Here is a 511-nt window from a genome sequence, read left to right on the forward strand (position 1 = left end):
ACCTACGCGCCAGCGTGCCTTCTCCCGAAGTTACGGCACCATTTTGCCTAGTTCCTTCACCCGAGTTCTCTCAAGCGCCTTGGTATTCTCTACCTGACCACCTGTGTCGGTTTGGGGTACGATTTCGTGTTACCTGGAGCTTAGAGGCTTTTCCTGGAAGCAGGGCATCAGTTACTTCACCACCGTAGTGGCTCGTCGTCACGCCTCAGCCTTAAGACACCCCGGATTTACCAAAGGTGTCAGCCTACACGCTTAAACCGGGACAACCGTCGCCCGGATAACCTAGCCTTCTCCGTCCCCCCTTCGCAGTAACACCAAGTGCAGGAATATTAACCTGCTTCCCATCGACTACGCTTTTCAGCCTCGCCTTAGGGGTCGACTCACCCTGCTCCGATTAACGTTGAACAGGAACCCTTGGTCTTCCGGCGAGCGGGCTTTTCACCCGCTTTATCGTTACTTATGTCAGCATTCGCACTTCTGATACCTCCAGCATGCCTCACAGCACACCTTC

General features: G+C 54.4%; 1 rRNA gene. It reads right to left on the reverse strand.

What is annotated here, in order from left to right:
- Positions 1–511, reverse strand: a 23S ribosomal RNA gene (locus tag WFL93_RS24125); the annotation flags it as partial.

Origin of the sequence: Pantoea sp. USHLN256 (assembly GCF_037149875.1) — a bacterium.
Lineage (GTDB): Bacteria > Pseudomonadota > Gammaproteobacteria > Enterobacterales > Enterobacteriaceae > Pantoea > Pantoea nemavictus.